The sequence below is a fragment of the Ideonella alba genome, assembly GCF_018069845.1.
GTDB classification, from domain to species: domain Bacteria; phylum Pseudomonadota; class Gammaproteobacteria; order Burkholderiales; family Burkholderiaceae_C; genus Ideonella; species Ideonella alba.
This window is the reverse complement of sequence record NZ_JAGQDD010000002.1, coordinates 45066-62351: the sequence shown is the minus strand read 5'-3', so window position 1 is coordinate 62351 and position 17286 is coordinate 45066. Positions and strand designations below refer to the sequence as shown.

20 protein-coding genes are annotated in these 17286 nt (G+C 70.9%); 6 read left to right on the top strand and 14 right to left on the bottom strand.

The genetic code is table 11. From position 1 onward, the window contains the following. Positions 1 to 17 precede the first annotated feature (17 nt). From KAK03_RS03910 to KAK03_RS25340, 4 genes are read right to left on the bottom strand one after another with little or no spacing between them, the layout of a single operon-like run. Positions 18 to 1256 (bottom strand): oligosaccharide flippase family protein, encoded by a 1239-nt coding sequence (locus KAK03_RS03910; protein WP_210851878.1) that lies wholly within the window; start codon positions 1254 to 1256, stop codon positions 18 to 20. A 2-nt stretch (positions 1257 to 1258) separates the two neighbouring features. Beyond that, complete coding sequence (locus tag KAK03_RS03905; RefSeq protein ID WP_210851877.1) at positions 1259 to 2011, bottom strand: TylF/MycF/NovP-related O-methyltransferase; 753 nt, start codon at positions 2009 to 2011, stop codon at positions 1259 to 1261. A 33-nt stretch (positions 2012 to 2044) separates the two neighbouring features. Beyond that, the gene (locus tag KAK03_RS03900; protein WP_210851876.1) at positions 2045 to 3175 is read right to left on the bottom strand and encodes a glycosyltransferase; all 1131 of its coding nucleotides are present in this window, start codon (positions 3173 to 3175) and stop codon (positions 2045 to 2047) included. Beyond that, on the bottom strand, positions 3172 to 3723 hold the full coding sequence (locus tag KAK03_RS25340; protein ID WP_210851875.1) for an acyltransferase: 552 nt from the start codon (positions 3721 to 3723) through the stop codon (positions 3172 to 3174). The genes KAK03_RS03900 and KAK03_RS25340 overlap by 4 nt, the downstream gene beginning before the upstream one ends. A gap of 111 nt (positions 3724 to 3834) precedes the next feature. Between KAK03_RS25340 and lysS the strand changes: the two genes are divergently transcribed. Both lysS and KAK03_RS03885 read left to right on the top strand, forming a co-directional pair. Next, positions 3835 to 5358, top strand: a complete 1524-nt coding sequence (gene lysS, locus KAK03_RS03890; protein WP_210851874.1) for a lysine--tRNA ligase — start codon at positions 3835 to 3837, stop codon at positions 5356 to 5358. 188 nt (positions 5359 to 5546) lie between these two features. Further along, a complete protein-coding gene (locus KAK03_RS03885) occupies positions 5547 to 6197 on the top strand; it encodes a Smr/MutS family protein (RefSeq protein ID WP_210851873.1) in 651 nt (216 codons plus the stop codon). A 12-nt stretch (positions 6198 to 6209) separates the two neighbouring features. Here KAK03_RS03885 and KAK03_RS03880 read toward each other — a convergent pair whose 3' ends face one another. Then, the gene (locus KAK03_RS03880) at positions 6210 to 6656 is read right to left on the bottom strand and encodes an SRPBCC family protein (protein WP_210851872.1); all 447 of its coding nucleotides are present in this window, start codon (positions 6654 to 6656) and stop codon (positions 6210 to 6212) included. A 92-nt stretch (positions 6657 to 6748) separates the two neighbouring features. Here KAK03_RS03880 and KAK03_RS03875 point away from each other — a divergent pair, with 92 nt between their 5' ends. Continuing rightward, positions 6749 to 7090 (top strand): YciI family protein, encoded by a 342-nt coding sequence (locus KAK03_RS03875; protein WP_210851871.1) that lies wholly within the window; start codon positions 6749 to 6751, stop codon positions 7088 to 7090. 22 nt (positions 7091 to 7112) lie between these two features. Here the strand turns inward: KAK03_RS03875 and KAK03_RS03870 are convergent, their stop codons facing one another. The 4 genes from KAK03_RS03870 to KAK03_RS03855 form a co-directional block, all read right to left on the bottom strand. Further along, entirely contained in the window at positions 7113 to 7595 is a 483-nt protein-coding gene (locus KAK03_RS03870) for a DUF6622 family protein (protein WP_210851870.1), read from the bottom strand. Positions 7596 to 7721: 126 nt separating this feature from the next. Continuing rightward, positions 7722 to 8141 (bottom strand): group II truncated hemoglobin, encoded by a 420-nt coding sequence (locus KAK03_RS03865; RefSeq protein WP_310738463.1) that lies wholly within the window; start codon positions 8139 to 8141, stop codon positions 7722 to 7724. Then, on the bottom strand, positions 8138 to 8920 hold the full coding sequence (locus KAK03_RS03860) for a MinD/ParA family protein (protein ID WP_210851868.1): 783 nt from the start codon (positions 8918 to 8920) through the stop codon (positions 8138 to 8140). The genes KAK03_RS03865 and KAK03_RS03860 overlap by 4 nt, the downstream gene beginning before the upstream one ends. After that, the gene (locus KAK03_RS03855; protein ID WP_310738461.1) at positions 8917 to 9639 is read right to left on the bottom strand and encodes a GGDEF domain-containing protein; all 723 of its coding nucleotides are present in this window, start codon (positions 9637 to 9639) and stop codon (positions 8917 to 8919) included. The genes KAK03_RS03860 and KAK03_RS03855 overlap by 4 nt, the downstream gene beginning before the upstream one ends. Before the next feature lie 222 nt (positions 9640 to 9861). Here KAK03_RS03855 and KAK03_RS03850 point away from each other — a divergent pair, with 222 nt between their 5' ends. Genes KAK03_RS03850 through KAK03_RS03840 form a run of 3 tightly spaced genes read left to right on the top strand, consistent with a single transcriptional unit; the run spans position 9862 to position 12560 of the window. Beyond that, on the top strand, positions 9862 to 10710 hold the full coding sequence (locus tag KAK03_RS03850; protein ID WP_210851866.1) for a CheR family methyltransferase: 849 nt from the start codon (positions 9862 to 9864) through the stop codon (positions 10708 to 10710). A 31-nt stretch (positions 10711 to 10741) separates the two neighbouring features. Continuing rightward, positions 10742 to 11440 (top strand): chemoreceptor glutamine deamidase CheD, encoded by a 699-nt coding sequence (gene cheD / locus KAK03_RS03845; protein WP_210851865.1) that lies wholly within the window; start codon positions 10742 to 10744, stop codon positions 11438 to 11440. 25 nt (positions 11441 to 11465) lie between these two features. Further along, a complete protein-coding gene (locus KAK03_RS03840) occupies positions 11466 to 12560 on the top strand; it encodes a protein-glutamate methylesterase/protein-glutamine glutaminase (protein ID WP_210851864.1) in 1095 nt (364 codons plus the stop codon). Between the two features lie 17 nt (positions 12561 to 12577). Here KAK03_RS03840 and hemW read toward each other — a convergent pair whose 3' ends face one another. The 5 genes from hemW to KAK03_RS03815 form a co-directional block, all read right to left on the bottom strand. Continuing rightward, complete coding sequence (gene hemW / locus KAK03_RS03835; protein ID WP_210851863.1) at positions 12578 to 13774, bottom strand: radical SAM family heme chaperone HemW; 1197 nt, start codon at positions 13772 to 13774, stop codon at positions 12578 to 12580. A 7-nt stretch (positions 13775 to 13781) separates the two neighbouring features. Beyond that, the gene (locus KAK03_RS03830; RefSeq protein ID WP_210851862.1) at positions 13782 to 14411 is read right to left on the bottom strand and encodes a non-canonical purine NTP pyrophosphatase; all 630 of its coding nucleotides are present in this window, start codon (positions 14409 to 14411) and stop codon (positions 13782 to 13784) included. A gap of 4 nt (positions 14412 to 14415) precedes the next feature. After that, entirely contained in the window at positions 14416 to 15156 is a 741-nt protein-coding gene (gene rph / locus KAK03_RS03825; RefSeq protein WP_210851861.1) for a ribonuclease PH, read from the bottom strand. Positions 15157 to 15217: 61 nt separating this feature from the next. Then, positions 15218 to 16129, bottom strand: a complete 912-nt coding sequence (locus KAK03_RS03820) for a PP2C family protein-serine/threonine phosphatase (RefSeq protein ID WP_210851860.1) — start codon at positions 16127 to 16129, stop codon at positions 15218 to 15220. Positions 16130 to 16302: 173 nt separating this feature from the next. Continuing rightward, entirely contained in the window at positions 16303 to 17271 is a 969-nt protein-coding gene (locus tag KAK03_RS03815; protein WP_210800820.1) for a serine/threonine protein kinase, read from the bottom strand. Positions 17272 to 17286: the final 15 nt, after the last annotated feature.

The window sequence follows — 17286 nt, the reverse complement described above, 5'->3', positions numbered from 1 at the left end:
TCGTTCTTTCTTGTCGCTCAGCGGCGCGTCAGCGCCATGCCGGCCACCGCCACCGCGATCACCAGCAGTTCCACCCCCACGGCCAGCAGCGCCAGGCCCGGCGGCGTCGCCGCTGTGGCCCAGGTGGCCGCGCCCAGCGTGCCGGCCACGCCGCCCACCACCACGCAGGTGCGGTAGGCGCCATCGAAGCGGCCGCTGCCCAGCATCCAGTAGCCGATGAACTTCCAGCCCAGCAGCAGTGGCAGCAGCCAGCCCAGGCGCGCCAGCACTTCGCGCAGCGCCGGCAGGTCGACCTGGCCGGCGCGCTGCGCCACCAGCGGCTCCAGCATCTGCCAGGCCAGGGTCAGACCGCCCAGCAGCGCCAGGCCGGCCAGGCCGCCGCCCACCGCCCAGCGGCCGGCGTAGACCAGCGAGGCGCGCAGCCCCTGGGCCTGGCGCGCCACGATGCGCGGGTACACGAGTGCGAACACCGGCTCGGCGGCGTTCAGCACCGCCCGCAGCAGCCGGTCGCCCAGGAAGTAGGTGCCCAGCGCCTGTGGCCCCATCTGCACCGAGGCCGCGGCCGGCAGCGCGGCGCTGTAGGCGGCGCCCGCCACCGACACCGGCAGCATCGTCCAGCCCAGGCGCAGGCCCGGCGCCAGCGCGTCGCGCTGCAACAGACCGCTGCCCTCAGCCGCAGGGGCGAGGTCGCGCTGCAGCCAGCGCCAGCCCAGCAGCGCCAGCGCGGTGCTGGCCGCCAGCTGCAGCGCCAGGAAGGTGGCGGCGTCATGCGCCAGCCACACGGTGGCCGCGATCAGCGCGGCATAGACCACCAGCTCGGTGCGCGCCCAGCCGGCCAGCTGCTGGCTGGCCTGCAGGTACCAGGTGGCCGGCCAGCCCAGTGCGCAGGCCAGCGCGGCGATGGTCAGCGTCTCGGCCAGGCCGCTGCCGGGCGCGCCCAGCAGCGCCACCACCAGGCCGGCCAGCAGCAGCGTGGGCAGGCACAGCAGGCTGCGCGCGCTGGCCACCTGCTGGGCCAGACGCCAGCGCTGCGGCGCGTCGGCATTCACCGCCAGACGCGTGGCCGCCGCCAGGAAGCCGCCCTCCACCAGCATCGCCAGCAGCGCGCTCCAGACCAGCACGAAGCTGACCCGGCCGAAGGCCTCGGGGCCCAGGCGCTGGGCCATCAGCGGCAGCACCAGCAGTGGCTGCAGCAGGCGCACCGCCGCCGCCGCGTAGACGGCAGGCAGCGCATGCAGCAGCCGCGGCGAGGCCATCGTCAGCCGTGCTTGACCACCAGCCGCGCGGTGTAGTCCACGCGGTGCAGGAAGACCGGCTCGGGCTGGGCGGCGAAGTACTCGTCCACCGCCCGCCGCGCGCCCTGCCAGTGGCCGTAGTCGTCGATGATCAGCAGGCCGTGGCGGGCCAGCAGCGGGTAGAGGTGCTGCAGCTCATGCCGGGTGCTCTCGTACCAGTCGGTGTCCAGGCGCAGCAAGGCCACCGCGCCGGGCAGCGTGGCGGGGATGGTGTCTTCCACCTTGCCGCGCACGAAATGGATGCGCTCGGCCGGGTAGCCGGTGCTGGCCAGGTTGGCCTGCACGTCCTCCAGGCTGGCCACGGCCCACAGCGGGTGGTCGCGGCCGGTGCGGGCCAGCTGGTCGGCGGCGGCCTCACCGCTGAGCGCGCGGTCGTGCTCGGTGGGCGCGCTCATGCCCTCGAAGGTGTCGTAGAGGTACAGGTGGCGCGAGGTATCACCGCGCGCCATCAGCGCCAGCGCGATCGCCATCATGCTGCCGCCGCGCCAGACACCGCACTCGACGATGTCGCCCGGGATGCGGTGGCGCACCACATGGTCGACCGCGCCCAGCAGGCTGGCGCGGCGCTCCAGCCCGGTCATCGTGAACGGGGCCACGCGGCGGACGATGGCGCGGTCGGCCTCGCTGAGGTCGGCCAGGGCCTGGTCTTCACGCTCGGCGGGGCGGGAGAGTTCCCAGCCGGCCCCGGCCAGCGCGGCTTTGACGATGCTTTTCATGGAACCCGGCATTGTCGCACCGGGGGAACGGGCTCAGCGCCAGGCTGCGTAGGCCTCGGGGTGGGCCGCCAGCAGCCGGTCCCAGCCCAGCGCCTGCTGGGCCTGGGCGAAGGCCGCCGCCAGGGGTTCGGCGCGCGCGGCCAGGCGGTCCAGCAGCGCCAGCACCGCCTCGGCGCTGCGCTCGCCCAGCAGCAGGTCCTGCAGACCATGGCCGCGCATGAACTGCCCCAGGTCGCCGCTGTCGCTGCAGGCGAAGCAGCGGCCATGGTGCAGCAGCGCATACATCGCCCCCGACTGCGTGGCGCGCTGGTAGGGCAGCAGGAACAGCACCGGGCGCTGCATCAGGGCCCGCAGCGCGGCCTCGTCCAGGTAGGCATCGACCACGGTCACGCCCAGCCCCCGCAGCTCGTCGCGCAGCGGGTGCAGTTCGGCAGCCCAGGCGCCGTGCACTTCCAGCGGCAGGCCGCGCGCGCGCCAGCCAGGGTGGCGCGCCAGGTCGGCGAACAGCTCGATGCCCTTGTAGGGCTGGACGCGGCCCCAGAACACCAGGGCCTCGGGTCGCGGCAGCGGCTCGCAGGGCTGGGCGGGCGCCTCGGGGGTGAGTGGCAGCAGGCCGTGCGGCAGCAGCGTGCTGCGCGAGCGGAAGGACTCCCCGTAGCGGGCCAGGAAGTCGTCCAGCGAGGCCTGGCTGGCGAAGATCAGCCGCGCCGCACGCGTCGCCAGCCAGCGCGTGGGCCGGTGCTGTCGGCCCGCAAAGCCATGCGGCACCGCGTTGTGCACGGTCAGCGCCAGCGGCACCCCCAGACACGGCAGCAGCACGCCGAACACCAGGCCCTCCAGCCACCACGGCCCGGCGCCCACCCACTGCAGGTTCACCAGGTCCTGACGCCGTGCATGGCGCAGCACGCTGGCCAGCTGCGCCAGGTAGGCCAGCGCCCCGCGCCAGCGCGGCGCCACCGAGGACGAGATCGCCCGCTCGTGCAGCACCACGCCCGGCAGCGCGCGCAAGGCCTGGCCGAACTCGGCGTTGTAGCGGGTGCTCGACAGCCACACGCTCACCGCATCGCCGCGCGCGGCCAGCGCCCGCACCAGCTGGTACAGGTAGGGCAACACATAGGCGCCCGGGTCGACCAGGGCGATGCGCCGCGGTGCCGCCGTGCTCAATGCGCGAACCAGAAGCGGCGCTTGAGGCGGTAGCGCGGCGTGCAGCGACGCTCGCCCAGGTCACGCGCCGGGTTGCCGCCGACCATCCGGCCGGGCGGCACGTCCTGCGTGACGACCGAGCCGGCCATCACCACGCAGCCCTCGCCCAGGTGCACGCCGGGCATGATCATCGCGGCGGCGAACACCACCGCGTGGTCGTCGATCTGCACCGGCGCCGACTTGGTGACGAAATCCGGATCATGCGGGTCGTGGCCCATGGTGTAGATGCGCGCATCGTGGGCGATCGAGACCTGCCGGCCGATGCGGATGCCGCCGCGGTTGTCCAGCAGCACGCCGCGGTTGACCAGCGAGCCCTCGCCCACCTCCAGCCGCCCCACGTGGAAGAAGCGCACCCCGCCCTGCAGCGTGGCGCTGCGGTGCACCCGGTAGCCGCAGGCCCGGTACAGCAGCGGCCGCAGCGCAAAGGGCAGCAGGCCGTGGAGGACGTTGATCAGCTGCAGCACCAGGAAATAGCCCTGGTCCAGCGCAGCGCGCAGGGCGGCGTTCATGCTGCGCGCATTCTAGAAGCCGCCCGAGCCCGTCATGTCCGGTTCAGCCGGCCACCTACAATCGGGGGTTTGCCCGCAGCTTCCGGGCCTCACCCCTTCTTGTCTTCCGCCATGAGCCACGACACGCCTGTTCCCCTAACGCCCGACGACGACAACCAGCTGATCGCCGAGCGCCGCGAGAAACTGGCCGGCCTGCGCGAGGCCGCCAAGGCGGCCGGCACGGCGGTGTTCCCCAACGACTTCAAGCCCGGCCATCGCGCCGCCGCGCTGCACCAGGCGCATGGCGAGAAGGACAACGAGGCGCTCGAAGGCGCCCCGGTGCAGGTCAGCGTGGCCGGCCGCATGATGCTCAAGCGCGTGATGGGCAAGGCCTGCTTCGCCACGCTGCAGGACGCCACCGGCCGCATCCAGCTCTACATCACCCAGGACATGGTCGGCCCCGAGGCGCTGGCCGCGTTCAAGCACTGGGACCTGGGCGACATCCTGGGCTGCGAGGGCACGCTGTTCAAGACCAAGACCGGTGAACTCTCGGTCAAGGCCAGCCGCATCCGCCTGCTGACCAAGAGCCTGCGCCCGCTGCCGGACAAGTTCCACGGCATGACCGACCAGGAGCAGAAGTACCGCCAGCGCTACGTCGACCTGATGACCGACGAGGAGGCGCGCACCCGTTTCATCGCCCGCAGCAAGGGCGTGGCCTCGATCCGCAACTTCATGGTCGAGCACGGCTTCCTCGAGGTTGAGACGCCGATGCTGCACCCGATCCCGGGCGGCGCCAATGCGCGCCCCTTCACCACCCACCACAACGCGCTGGACCAGGAGATGTTCCTGCGCATCGCGCCCGAGCTCTACCTCAAGCGCCTGGTGGTGGGCGGCTTCGAGCGGGTGTTCGAGATCAACCGCAACTTCCGCAACGAAGGCATCAGCGTCCGGCACAACCCGGAATTCACGATGATGGAGTTCTATGCGGCCTACTGGAACCACCACGACCTGATGGACTTCACCGAGGCCCTGCTGCGCCATGCCGCGCGCGCGGCCACCGGCACCGCCCGCCTGGTCTACGGTGACAAGGAAGTGCGCCTGGACGAGCCCTTCGCCCGCCTGTCGGTGCGCGACTCGCTGGTGGCCCACGCCGGCCTGACCGCCGCCCAGGCCGACGATGCCGCCGCCATCCACGCCCGGCTGAAGGAGTTGGGCGAGGAGCCGCCCAAGCACTGGGGCCTGGCGCAGTTGCAGTTCGGTCTGTTCGAGGCGGTGGTGGAGGAGCAGCTGTGGCAGCCCACCTTCATCATCGACTACCCGGTGGAGGTCTCGCCGCTGGCCCGCGCCAGCGACAGCAACCCGACCATCACCGAGCGCTTCGAGCTGTTCATCACCGGCCGCGAGTTCGGCAACGGCTTCTCCGAGCTGAACGACGCCGAGGACCAGGCCCAGCGCTTCCACGCCCAGGTGGCCAACAAGGAAGCCGGCGACGACGAGGCGATGTTCTACGACGCCGACTTCATCCGCGCGCTGGAGTACGGCATGCCCCCCACCGGCGGCTGCGGCATCGGCATCGACCGCCTGATGATGCTGCTGACCAACTCGCCCAGCATCCGCGACGTCATCCTGTTCCCGGCGCTGCGCCGGGAAGGCTAGGAGCCCACAGGGCTCCTAGCCTGAGGCTATTGCGTTGAGCTCCCCCGAGCCCCCCTCCGAGAAGGGGGCTCCAGTTCGGCGTTTGGCTCCCTCCAGCCTCCCTCCGAGAGGGGGGCTCCAGTCAGTGTGACGAGGGGGTTTGCGGCTGGTCCGCCCGGGCTTGCTCTGCGATCGGTTAGCCTTGGGCCATGACCAAGCGAGCTGTCCGCGACCTGCGTGATCTCGGCGCCCTGCGCGACGAGCTGCGTCGCGCCGAGGCGGCCGCCGAGGCCGAGCGCCAGCGCCAGGCCGCTGAGCAGGCGCGCCGGTGGCGTGAGCAGCAGGCCTTCGCGCTGGCCGTGGGCCCGGTGCAGCCGGTCAAGGGACCGCAGCGGGTGCTGCACGCCCACCAGCCGCCGCCGCCCGAGCCGCGCCAGCGCGAGCTGGACGAACAGGCCGCGCTGGCCGAGGCGCTGTCCGACGAGGTCGATGTCGAGTCGCTGCTGCTGACCGACGACGGCCTGGGCTTTCGCCGCCCCGCCATCGCACCCGATGTGCTGGCCAAGCTGCGCAAGGGCCACTGGGCGATCCAGCGCCAGCTGGACCTGCACGGCCTGCGCCGCGACGAGGCCCGCGAGAGCCTGGCCGACTTCATCCGCCAGGCCCACCAGCAAAGCCACCGCTGCGTGCGCGTGATCCACGGCAAGGGCCATGGCTCGCCCGGCAAGCAGCCGGTGCTCAAGGCCAAGGTGCAGCGCTGGCTGGCGCAGCGCCAGGAAGTCATCGCCTTCGCCCAGGCCAGCGGGCCGCAGGGCGGCGCCGGCGCACTGATCGTGCTGCTGGCCAGCCGGCAGCGCTGAGCCGCCCGCCGCTCAGCCCGGGATCTCGGGCTCGACCAGGCGGGCCAGCTGCTCCAGCGATTCCTGCCATCCCAGATAGCACATCTCGGTGGGGATCACGGCCGGAATGCCCTCTTGCACCACGCTCAGCTCGGTGCCGCAAACCACGGCCCGCAGCTGCACGGTGACCGTCATCTCGCCCGGCAGGTTCGCGTCGTCGAAGCGGTCGGTGTAGCGCAGGCGCTCGTTCGGCACCAGCTCCAGGTACTCGCCGCCAAAGGAGTGGGCGTGCCCGCTGCCGAAGTTGCGGAAGGACAGGCGGTGCGTGCCGCCCACGCGGGCGTCCAGGTGGTGGACGATGCACGTGAAGCCATAGGGCGGCAGCCAGCGCGCCAGCGCGTCGGGCTCGAGGAAAGCCCGGTAGACACGCTCGGGCGGCGCCTTGAGGATGCGGTGCAGTCGGACGGTGCCAGTGCTCATGGTCGGGTGCCTTTCGATGACGAGGGGTGGATCCTGCACGACGCCTGAGCGCCCGGGAATTCGACACCGACCACGATACAAGGAACCCGGCCATGCCCCGCTACCTGATTTCCTTCGACGACGGCGCGATGGACCACATCCCCGACGCCGACTGGCCCGCCGTCGGCGAGGCCGCGCACGCCGTGCTGAGTGAGGCCAAGGCCGCCGGCGTCTGGATCTTTGGCGGCGGCCTGCAGCGTCAGCAGGCCACCGTCGTGGCGCCGGACGGCACCGTCACCCCCGGTCCGGTGCCCGAGCGCAAGGCGGTGGTCGGCGGCTTCTCGGTGATCGAGGTGGCCACGCGCGACGAGGCGCTGGCCTGGGCGGCGAAGATCGCCCGTGCCTGCCGCTGTGCCCAGGACGTGCGGGAGATCATGTTCGATCCGGCGTCCTGAACCGGGCGCTGGTTGGGAGGCCTCAGGCCGCCGGGGTCTGGGCCACGCAACGCAGCGCCGCCAGCGCACGGGCTCCGAAGCCACCGCTCAGGACACCCAGCACCCCGCTCATGCCCGCGATGAAGGCCAGGTCGTGCAGCATCGGCGAGCGCACCGCCATGGCCGCGCCCAGCACGAACTTGGCCATGAAGATCCCCATCAGGAGCGCCAGCGGCACCCAGCTGCCAGGCATGCGGACCAGCTCACCCACGGCTGTCAGGCCGCGCGCCGTGAAGTGCCGGGCGCCCAGGGTCATCGACAAGGCATAGCCCAGCAGCCACAGCCCCAGCGCCAGCGGCGCCAGCCCGAGGGTGCCGACCAGGCCGTAGAGCGAGAAGGCAAACATGCCCAGCGCCACCAGCAGCAGCTTGCCGGGGCGGACCGTGCGCGGCAGCGACAGGCGGTAGCCCAGCCAGGCCAGCGCGACGAACAGGACGGGAACCCAGGTGGGGATGGTGGCGGTCATGGCGGTCTCCGGTGAATCAATCGATGGGGAGACTGTCGCGGCCGGGACGCCGCGCCGCATGGGGCGTGCGATGAAATGACGGCGCGCGGCGCGAAACGCCGCCGTCGCGGCGCCAGCTGGATCCGGTCAGCCCGGCGTGTTGCGCATCCAGTCGGCCGTGTCGAACAGGCTCTTCTCGAGCCGCTCGGCCAGGCTGCGCTCCACGTTCAGTTCCTGCATCGCCTGGAACATGCAGGCCAGCCACTGGTCGCGCTCGACGCTGCCGATCCTGAAGGGCAGGTGGCGCGCGCGCAGCCGCGGGTGGCCGAAACGCTGGATGTAATGGTCCGGGCCGCCCAGCCAGCCGCACAGGAACCAGAACAGCTTGTCGCGGGCGTCGGCCAGTGTGCTGCCGTGCACGGCGCGCAGCCGGGCGTAGGCCGGCTCCAGGTCCATCAGGTCGTAGAAGCGGTCGACCAGGGCGCGCACGCCGCTCTCGCCGCCGAGGCGGTCAAAGGGCGTGGGGCCGGGCGGGGGGGCGTCGTCGGGGTGGTCTGCAGAGCTCACGTGGCCAGGCGGGTGGCCACGGCCACCACGGCCTGGGCGGCGGGGCTCCCGGGGAAGCATTCGAGCAGCAATTGTCGCCGCTTCACGGCCTCGCGCACGTTGGGGTCCACCGGCAGCTCGCCCACAAAGGCCAGCTTCACCGGCTCGGACAGGCCGGGCGTGACGTAGCGATCGACCACCTGCTGCAGCTGGCCGCGGATGGTGCGGCCCTCGCCGCTGCGGCCGACCTGGTTGACCAGCAGCTGCAGGTCACGCCGGCCCTGGGTGGTGGCCAGGACCTTGATGGTGGCATAGGCGTCGGTCAGCGAGGTGGGCTCGGGCGTGGCCACCACCAGCACCTCGTCGGCCAGTGAGACGGTGTAGAGCACCACATCGGAGATGCCGGCGCCGGTGTCGAGCAGGATGCGGTCGAAGCGCGGGCGCACGCGCTGGATCACCTCGGTCAGCTGGTCACGCACCTCGGGCGTCAGGCGCGAGTACTCGACCATGCCCGAGCCGGCCAGCAGCACCGAGAAGCCGCCGGGGGCCGGCAGGATCGCGTCCTCGAGCGAGTTCTTGCCGGTGAAGACGTCGTGCAGCGTGACCTTGGGGAAGAGGTTCAGCACCACGTCCAGGTTGGCCAGGCCCAGGTCGGCGTCCAGCACCAGCACCCGCTCGCCCTGGCGGGCCAGCGCGGCGGCCAGGTTGGCCGAGACAAAGGTCTTGCCCACGCCACCCTTGCCGCTGGTGATGGCGGTGATCTGGGCGCGGCGGTCGGTGGGGGCGGAGGCGGTCGTCATGATTGATCCCAGCTCGGGCCGCCAAAGAGCATGCCCTTCTCCTCGGCGCTCACCAGCGACACGGGAGTCGGTTCCAGACAGGTGCGGTTGCGGCCCTCGGCCTTCGCGCGGTAGAGCTGCAGGTCGGCCCGCTCGATCCACAGCGTGGACGAGGAGCGCACCCACTGCGGGGCATAGGCACCACCGACGCTGACCGTCACACCCAGGTGCTGCTGCGGACCCAGCGCGATGGTCTGGCTCTCGAGCCGGGCGCGCAGGCGCTCGGCCACGGTCTGGCCGAAAGCAGGCGGGCAGTTGGGCAGCACGATGGCGAACTCCTCGCCGCCGATGCGGGCCGGCAGGTCCATCGGCCGCACGCAATCGCGCAGGATGTCGGCCACCGCCTGGATGACGACGTCGCCGGCCTGGTGGCCGTAGGTGTCGTTGACCCGCTTGAAATGGTCGATGTCCAGCAGCAGCAGCAGGGCCGGCTCGCCGGAGCGGGCGACGCGGTCGATCTCGCGGCCCAGCGCCGCCTCGAAGGCGCGGCGGTTGGCCAGACCGGTCAGCGCGTCACGGCTGGAGAGGTCGCACAGCGCGTCGATCACCCCCTGCAGCCAGGCCACGCTGCCCGGCGCACCCGGCAACGCGGCGTGGCCCGACTGCTGCAGCAGTTGCAGCGCCGAGTCCAGCCGCAGCGCGGTGGTGTCCGACAGACGGGTGGCAAGGGGTGGCGTCACGGCACGAAAAGGCGGTTGTCCGGCCTGCCTGGGCAGGGTCCCGGTGGTGCGGATCAGTCTAGCAGCGGGCCCCACCCGGCCAGGGCCCGGAAAAGGCCCCCAAAGCGGGTGCAACTCCACCCGCCACAGCCGGCCGCCAGCCGCAAGACTGTGGGGCATGACGCAGGTCTGCGCCCCGGGCGCGGCCTGTCACCACCGATCACGACCACCGCGTGCGCCACGATGAACCAGCTAGCCGAAATCCAACGCCCGGGCGACGAGAGCGAGCAGGAGTTCGCCTTCGACACCGCCGATTTCGAGCGCACCCGCCAGCTGATCTACCAGCGCGCCGGCATCAGCCTGCATGACGGCAAGCGCGCCATGGTCTACAGCCGGCTGTCGCGCCGGCTGCGCGAGACCGGCCACCGCAGCTTTGCCGAATACCTGCGCTGGCTGGAGAACGGTGCCGGCGAATCGGAGTGGCAGGAGTTCATCAACTGCCTGACCACCAACCTGACCTCCTTCTTCCGCGAGGAGCACCATTTCCACGCGCTGACCGAAGCGCTGCGCGCCCATCCCACCGGCAAGCCGGTGCGCCTGTGGTGCAACGCCGCCTCCACCGGCGAGGAGCCCTACTCGCTGGCCATGGTGCTGTCCGAGGTGCTGGGCAACGGTGCCGGCTGGAAGCTGATGTGCAGCGACATCGACACCAAGGTGCTGGCCACCGCGCAGCGCGGGGTGTACCCAGCCGACGCGCGCGGCCTGTCGCCCGAGCGGCTGCGCCGCCACTTCATGCGCGGCACCGGGCCGAACGCCGGCTTCATCCGCGTCAAGCCCGAGCTGGCGCGGCTGGTGGAGTTCCGCCAGTTCAACCTGATGTCCACCAGCTGGTCGCTGGGCGAACCCTTCGACATGGTGTTCTGCCGCAACGTGATGATCTATTTCGACCATGCCACCCAGCGAAAGGTCCTGGAGCGCATCCACGGCGTGATGCGACCGGGCGGCCTGCTGTTCGTCGGCCACTCGGAGAACTTCACCGATTCGCGCGACCTGTTCCAGCTGCGCGGCAAGACCATCTACCAGCGCAGCTGACCCCGAACCCACCCGCTCCACAGGACACCCCATGGCCCTGACCCCCTCGACCTCCTCGCCCCGGCCTGCGATGCCGCCTCCGCGCCTGAGCGGCCTGATGACGGGCCAGAGCCCGGCCGGTTCGCGCCTGGAGCGGCTCAAGGCCGCATCGCGCAAGCCCGGCGAGGCCTCCTTCTTCTTCTACGACGCGCACTTCAAGAACGAGGCGGTCAAGGTGCTGCCCGGCGAGTACTACGTCGACAACGAGGATCTGCTGGTGATGACCACGCTGGGCTCGTGCATCGCCGCCTGCCTGTGGGACCGCGAAAAGCGCATCGGCGGCATGAACCACTTCATGCTGCCCGAAGGCAGCGGCGACAGCGGCCGCTACGGCAGCTACGCGATGGAACTGCTGATCAACGAGATGATGAAGCGCGGCGCCTCGCGCCTGACGATGGAGGCCAAGATCTTCGGGGGCGGCGCGGTGATCAGCGGCATGAACTCGATCAACGTGGGCGAGCGCAACACCGAGTTCGTCACCCACTTCCTGGCCACCGAGCGCATTCCCATCGTCTCCAAGGACGTGATGGACGTCTACCCGCGCAAGGTCTGCTTCCTGCCGGCCAGCGGCAAGGCCATGGTCAAGCGCCTGGCGCCCACCAATGCCGAGGCCCTGGTGGCGCAGGAACGCGCCGCGGCCCAGAAGGTGGTGCCGGCCAGCACCGGCGGCGGCTCGATCGATCTGTTCTGAGGACCACGAACCCAAGGAAAACAACATGGCCAAGACACGTGTCGTGGTGGTCGACGACTCGGCGCTGGTGCGCAACCTGCTGGCCGAGATCATCAACCGGCAACCGGACATGCAGTGCGTGGGCACTGCCGCCGATCCCTTTGCGGCGCGCGAGATGATCCGCAACATCAACCCCGACGTCATCACGCTGGACGTGGAGATGCCACGCATGGACGGCATCGATTTCCTGGCCCGCCTGATGCGCCTGCGGCCGATGCCGGTGGTGATGGTCTCCACGCTGACCGAGCGCGGCGCCGAGGTCACGCTCAAGGCGCTGGAGCTGGGCGCGGTGGACTTCGTCGCCAAGCCCAAGGTCGGCATCTCCGATGGCCTGAAGCAACTGGCCGAGGAGATCACCGACAAGATCCGCATCGCCAGCCGCGCCCACATCCGTCGCCTGCCGCCGTCCACCGTGGCCCAGGCCGGCGCGGCGCCGGCCGCCGCCGCGCCCAGCGCGCCCCTGCCCAGCCTGGGCCGGGTGTCGACCGAGAAGCTGATCTTCATCGGCGCCTCCACCGGCGGCACCGAGGCCACCAAGGAAGTGCTGGTCAACCTGCCCCCCGACTCGCCCGCGGTGGTGATCACCCAGCACATGCCGCCCGGTTTCACGCGCAGCTACGCGGCGCGGCTGGACGGGCTGTGCAAGATCCGGGTGAAGGAAGCGGTGGACGGCGAACGCATCCTGCCCGGCCACGCCTACATCGCGCCGGGCGGCCTGCATCTCAGCGTGGAGCGCTCCGGCGCCAACTACATCGCCCGCGTGCGCGACGGCGAGCCGGTGAACCGCCACAAGCCCTCGGTCGAGGTGCTGTTCGAATCCGCGGCGCGCGTGGTCGGCCCGAATGCCTTCGGCATCATGCTGACCGGCATGGGCGGCGATGGCGCCAAGGCCATGAAGGCGATGCGCGATGCCGGCGCCTACAACTACTGCCAGGACGAGGCCAGCTGCGTGGTCTTCGGCATGCCGCGCGAAGCCATCAACCACGGCGCCGCCAACGAGGTGCTGCCGCTCACCCAGATCGCGCCCAAGCTGATCGAGCGCCTGCGCGCCACCCACGGCGCGATGCTGCACCGGGTGTGACCCCGGGCCGCAGCGGCCTACAGGAAGATCTCCTGCAGGTCGCTGAGGAAATCGAAACCCTGGGGCGTGGGCCGCAGCCAGCGGCCCTGCGGCGTGTCCAGCCGCTCCAGCAGGCCACGCTGCACCGCCTGGTCCACCCCCGCGTTCAGGGCTGACGGCGGCAGGCCGGTGCGCTCGCCGAACAGCGCTTCCTCGAAGCCCTCGCGCAGCCGCAGCGCATTGAGCATGAACTCGAAGGGCAGCGCCTTGCGGCCCACCTCCTCCTCGTTCGAGGTGGCGCGTCCCGCCAGCGCCTCGCGCAGATAGGCCGCCGGCTCGCGCCACTTGACGGTGCGCAGCACGCGGTGCGGAAAGCTCAGCTTGCCATGCGCCCCGGCGCCCAGGCCGAGGTAGTCGCCGAACTGCCAGTAGTTCAGGTTGTGGGCGCAGCGGTGGCCGGGCCGGGCGTAGGCCGAGACCTCGTAGCGCTGCAGGCCGGCGGCCGCGGTGCGCTCGGCCAGGCGGTCCAGCATCAGCGCCGCGGTGTCCTCGTCGGGCAGCACCGGCGGCTGCCGCGCGAACAGCGTGTTGGGCTCCAGCGTCAGGTGGTAGAGCGACAGGTGTGGCGGCGCAAAGGCCAGCGCCTGGTCCAGGTCACGGTCCAGTGCCGCCAGGTCCTGGCCCGGCAGCGCGTACATCAGGTCGAGGTTGAAGGTGTCGAAGACCTCGGCGGCCAGCGTGGCCGCAGCGATGGCCTGGCCCCGGTCATGCACCCGGCCCAGCGCCTTGAGCGCAGCGTCGTCAAAGCTCTGCACGCCGATCGACAGCCGGGTCACCCCGGCCGCGCGGAAGGCCCGGAAGCGCCCCTGCTCGAAGGTGCCGGGGTTGGCCTCCAGCGTGACCTCGCAGCCGGGCTGCAGCGGCAGCAGGCTGCGCAGGTCGGCCAGCAGGCGCTCGATGCCCTCGGGCGAGAACAGGCTGGGCGTGCCGCCGCCGATGAACACGCTGTGCACGCTGCGGCCCCAGACCAGCGGCAGGCTCTGCTCGAGGTCGGCGCGCAGCGCGTCCAGGTAGCGCACCTCGGGCAGGCCGTCGGCCGGTGCGGCGTGCGAGTTGAAGTCGCAGTACGGGCACTTCTGCAGGCACCAGGGCAGGTGCACATAGACCGACAGCGGCGGCGGCGCGCCCAGCTGCAGTGTGCCGGGGCGCAGATAGCGCGATTGCAGCTCGTCCATGCGCCGCTCAGAGGCCCCAGGCCGAGCGCATCAGCGCCACCATCTGCGCCGCGGCCAGCGCGCGGTGGCTGTGGGCGTTCTTGACCTCGGCGGCCAGCTCGGCCACGGTCTGGCCGAAGGCCGGGATGAACATCAGCGGGTCGTAGCCGAAACCGCCCTGGCCCTGGCGCGCGGTGAGGATCTCGCCGCCCCAGCGGCCGAAGGCGATCAGCGGCTCGGGGTCGTCGGCGCTGCGCAGCGCCACCAGCGCGCAGACGAAGCTGGCGCGGCGGTCGGCCTGGTCCTGCAGCCGCTGCAGCAGCAGTGCGTTGTTGGCCTCGTCCTGCAGCGCCCGGCGGGCCTCGCGCTCCAGGCCCTCGGGCGCCTGCAGTGGCGCGTAGACGGCGCTCTGCACACCGGGGTGGCCGCCCAGCGCGTCCACGCACAGGCCGCTGTCATCGGCGATCGCCGGCAGGCCGGTGGCCTGCGCGGCATGGCGGGCCTTGGCCAGCGCGTTCTCGACGAAGGTGATGTGCGGCTCCTCGGCCTCGGCCACCCCCAGGCTGCCCTGCGTGACCAGCTCGATCGGCAGCGCGCCGAACAGCGCCGAGAGCTCCTTCAGCTTCTTCGCGTTGTTGGAGGCCAGGACCAGCTTCACCGACTCAGTCCTTCACCAGGGGCTGCGCCAGCGCGGCCTGCTGGGCCTGCACCAGGGTGGCGATGCCGTCAGCGGCCAGTTGCAGCAGCGCGTCCATCTCGGCGCGGCTGAAGGGCACGCCTTCGGCCGTGCCCTGGACCTCGACGAAGCCGCCGGAGCCGGTCATCACCACGTTCATGTCGGTGTCGCAGGCCGAGTCCTCGGTGTACTCCAGGTCCAGCAGCGGTGTGCCCTGGACGATGCCCACGCTGATTGCAGCCACCTGGTCGCGGATCGGATCGGTCTTCAGCGCGCCACTGGCCAGCAGGCCGTTGACCGCGTCCCGCGCGGCGACGAAGGCGCCGGTGATGGCCGCGGTGCGGGTGCCGCCGTCGGCCTGCAGCACGTCGCAGTCCAGCGTGATGGTGCGCTCGCCCAGCGCCTTCAGGTCGAACACCGCGCGCAGCGAGCGGCCGATCAGGCGCTGGATCTCCTGCGTGCGGCCGCTCTGCTTGCCCTTGGCGGCCTCGCGGGCGCCGCGGGTGTGGGTGGCGCGCGGCAGCATGCCGTACTCGGCGGTGACCCAGCCTTCGCCGCTGCCCTTCTGGTGCGGCGGCACGCGTTCCTCCACCGACGCGGTGCACAGCACCCGGGTCTGGCCGAACTCGATCAGCACCGAGCCTTCGGCATGGCGGGTATAGCCACGGGTGATGCGCAGCGGGCGCAGGGCGTTGGCGGCGCGTTCGGCGCTGCGTTGGTAGCTCATGACAGTCTCTCGAAGTGGCGCGGCCGGCATGACGCCGGCCGCCGGGGTGGGATGCAGTGGCTCAGGTCGGCTTGCGGGCCGAGCGCTGGATGGCCTCGTTGATCTCGCGGATCGAGCGTTCGATCTCGGCCTCGTCCAGGTCGGCCAGCAGGCCGTCGCCGACACTGGCCTGGATGGTGGACGCGAACACATCCTCGCCCAGCGTTCGGGTGGAGATGCCCTGGGTGGAGTCGGTGTCCTCGGCGGCCTCCCATTCGACCACCAGCACGGTGACGTTGTCGGCATGGCTGCCGCCGTTGCGCAGCGCCTGCTCGACCAGCTCGGGCACGGCGTCCGACAAGGGGCGCTGGGTCAGGGTGTCGACGATCTCGTCGTCGGGCACCACGCTCCACAGGCCGTCGGAGCACAGCACCAGGCGGTCGCCGGGCTTGAGCACCGTGGGGCCGGCGGTGTCGACCACCGGCTTGCCCGGACTGCCCAGGCAGGTGAACAGCACCGAGCGGTTGAAATTGGCCTCGATGGGCACGACCTGGGCCAGCGTCTGCTGCAGCTCGGCATAGCTGTGGTCGCGGGTGCGGGCGTGCAGCTGGCCGCCGCGCACCAGGTACAGGCGCGAGTCGCCGCAGTGCGCCCAGTAGGCCGACTTGCCCTGGATCACGCAGGCGACCACGGTGGTGCGCGGCGTGTCGACCAGGCCTTTCTCGGTGGCGTAGCGCAGCAGCTGGTGGTGGCCGGCGAGCACCGCGTCCTGCAGGAACTTCGAGGGGTTCTTCAGGACCGGCTTGGCCTCGCGCTGGAAGGTGGAGGCCAGGGTCTGCAGCGCCAGCTGCGCGGCCACCTCGCCTTCCGGGTGGCCGCCCATGCCGTCGGCCAGCGCGAACAGGCCGGAGTCGCGCGTGTAGCAGTAGCCCATGCGGTCTTCGTTGAGCTCGCGGCCGCCCTTGCGGCTGATCTGGTAGACGGAGAAACGCATGGTGGCTCGGCTCAGAGGCTGAGAGTTTTTCGATCGTGCCCGACAGGCGCCTGCAAACGCCTCCGATCTAGGCGCAAAGCGCAGCCATAGCTCGGGCTATGGCGAGCATTTGCAACGACGAGCGGGGGCGTTTTCAGCTGAAAGGCGGGCATGAGTGAAAGACCTTCAGCCTCTCAAGTTCGGGCGCCGGACTTCAGGTTCTCGATCTGCAGCTTCAGGCGCTCGGTGAAGCTCAGCGCGGTGTAGCGGCGCTCGGTCTCACGCGAGAGTTCCTTCTGCAGGGCGAACACGCTTTGCGGCCGCGACAACGGGTCCAGCGACATGCACCACTCGGCCACCTCGATCAGGTTGTCGGAGTAGGTGTTGCGCATGCGCGAGAGCGACATCGGCAGGCGGTCCTTCTCGATGCGCTGCGGCGCGTCGGCCGGCGGATAGCCCTGCATGCAGGCATAGATGCAGGCGCCGATCGCGTAGATGTCGGTCCAGGGGCCCAGGCTGCCGTCGCGGCGGTACATCTCGGGGGCGGCGAAGCCCGGCGTGTACATCGGGCGGATGAAGTTGCCTTCCTTGGACAGCACCTCGCGCGCCGCGCCGAAGTCCAGCAGCACCGCCTTGTTGTCGTTGGTGATGAAGATGTTGGCCGGCTTGATGTCCAGGTGCAGCATCTTGTGCTGGTGGACGATGCGCAGGCCGCGCAGGATCTCATCAAACAGGCTGCGGATGGTGGACTCGCGGAAGACCTTCTCGCGCTTGAGTTCGCGCGCGGTGACGATGAAGTCCTGCAGCGTGTCGCCCTGCAGGTAGTTCATCACCATGTAGACGGTCTCGTTCTCGCGGAAGAAGTTCAGCACCGAGACCACGCTGGCGTGGGAAATCTGGGCCAGTGCGCGACCTTCCTCGAAGAAGCTCTTCAGGCCCAGGCGGTACAGCGGCTGCTTCTCGGGACGCACACGCGGAATCAGTTCGCCCGCGGAGCGCTCGGCCAGCGAGGCCGGCAGGTACTCCTTCAAGGCCACCAGGCGGCGCTGTTCGTCTTCGGCGAGGTAGACCACGCCAAACCCGCCAGCGGCCAGCTTCTTGATGATCTGGTAGCCGCCGACCACGGTGCCGGCAGGCAACGGGGCGGGTTTGGGCTTTGACATAATCGCGTTCTGTCT

Excerpts from the sequence above, each read along its gene's own strand:
- KAK03_RS25340 (WP_210851875.1), bottom strand. The coding sequence starts at position 3,723 with ATGAACGCCGCCCTGCGCGCTGCGCTGGACCAGGGCTATTTCCTGGTG.
- KAK03_RS03875 (WP_210851871.1), top strand. The coding sequence starts at position 6,749 with ATGCCCCGCTACCTGATTTCCTTCGACGACGGCGCGATGGACCACATC.
- lysS (WP_210851874.1), top strand. The coding sequence starts at position 3,835 with ATGAGCCACGACACGCCTGTTCCCCTAACGCCCGACGACGACAACCAG.
- KAK03_RS03910 (WP_210851878.1), bottom strand. The coding sequence starts at position 1,256 with ATGGCCTCGCCGCGGCTGCTGCATGCGCTGCCTGCCGTCTACGCGGCG.
- KAK03_RS03820 (WP_210851860.1), bottom strand. The coding sequence starts at position 16,129 with ATGCGTTTCTCCGTCTACCAGATCAGCCGCAAGGGCGGCCGCGAGCTC.
- KAK03_RS03885 (WP_210851873.1), top strand. The coding sequence starts at position 5,547 with ATGACCAAGCGAGCTGTCCGCGACCTGCGTGATCTCGGCGCCCTGCGC.
- KAK03_RS03860 (WP_210851868.1), bottom strand. The coding sequence starts at position 8,920 with ATGACGACCGCCTCCGCCCCCACCGACCGCCGCGCCCAGATCACCGCC.
- KAK03_RS03815 (WP_210800820.1), bottom strand. The coding sequence starts at position 17,271 with ATGTCAAAGCCCAAACCCGCCCCGTTGCCTGCCGGCACCGTGGTCGGC.
- KAK03_RS03850 (WP_210851866.1), top strand. The coding sequence starts at position 9,862 with ATGAACCAGCTAGCCGAAATCCAACGCCCGGGCGACGAGAGCGAGCAG.
- hemW (WP_210851863.1), bottom strand. The coding sequence starts at position 13,774 with ATGGACGAGCTGCAATCGCGCTATCTGCGCCCCGGCACACTGCAGCTG.
- KAK03_RS03870 (WP_210851870.1), bottom strand. The coding sequence starts at position 7,595 with ATGACCGCCACCATCCCCACCTGGGTTCCCGTCCTGTTCGTCGCGCTG.
- KAK03_RS03880 (WP_210851872.1), bottom strand. The coding sequence starts at position 6,656 with ATGAGCACTGGCACCGTCCGACTGCACCGCATCCTCAAGGCGCCGCCC.
- KAK03_RS03905 (WP_210851877.1), bottom strand. The coding sequence starts at position 2,011 with ATGAAAAGCATCGTCAAAGCCGCGCTGGCCGGGGCCGGCTGGGAACTC.
- rph (WP_210851861.1), bottom strand. The coding sequence starts at position 15,156 with ATGAGCTACCAACGCAGCGCCGAACGCGCCGCCAACGCCCTGCGCCCG.
- cheD (WP_210851865.1), top strand. The coding sequence starts at position 10,742 with ATGGCCCTGACCCCCTCGACCTCCTCGCCCCGGCCTGCGATGCCGCCT.
- KAK03_RS03840 (WP_210851864.1), top strand. The coding sequence starts at position 11,466 with ATGGCCAAGACACGTGTCGTGGTGGTCGACGACTCGGCGCTGGTGCGC.